Genomic DNA, 525 nt, shown 5'->3' on the forward strand with positions numbered 1-525 from the left:
CTGACCGCCTCGACAAGCCGGCGGATTTGCCAATGGTTCGGCTGCGTCGTCGGCTGATAGCCAGGCAAATGAACGTCTTGATCGTAATCAAACTCCCCTTCGGCCGTCGTAATGTCTTTTGGAATATCGATCAACACCGGTCCGGGGCGCCCGGTCGTCGCAATGTGAAACGCCTCTTTAATGATTCTCGGCAGCTCGCTGATGTCGCGCACTTGGTAGTTGTGTTTCGTAATCGGCATCGTAATGCCGACAACGTCCGCCTCCTGAAACGCATCCGAGCCGATGACGCTCGTGGCCACTTGCCCGGTAAAGACGACGAGCGGCAGCGAATCCATCATCGCGTCGGTCAACCCGGTGACGATGTTGGTCGCTCCCGGGCCGGAGGTGGCGATGACGACCCCTGGTTTTCCAGAAATGCGCGCATATCCTTCCGCCGCATGGATGGCCCCTTGCTCATGCCGCGTCAGCACGTGGAACACGCCGGCTTTATACAACTCGTCATACAGCGGGAGCACCGCCCCCCCC

General features: G+C 59.4%; 1 protein-coding gene. It reads right to left on the minus strand.

The genetic code is table 11. The annotated features are described in order from the left end of the window. The coding region (locus VU18_RS20250) for a thiamine pyrophosphate-binding protein (protein ID WP_047758221.1) at positions 1 to 525 on the minus strand (525 nt) is incomplete at both ends.

Origin of the sequence: Geobacillus sp. ZGt-1, from assembly GCF_001026865.1 — a bacterium.
In the GTDB taxonomy this organism is placed as follows: Bacteria; Bacillota; Bacilli; order Bacillales; family Anoxybacillaceae; genus Geobacillus; species Geobacillus thermoleovorans.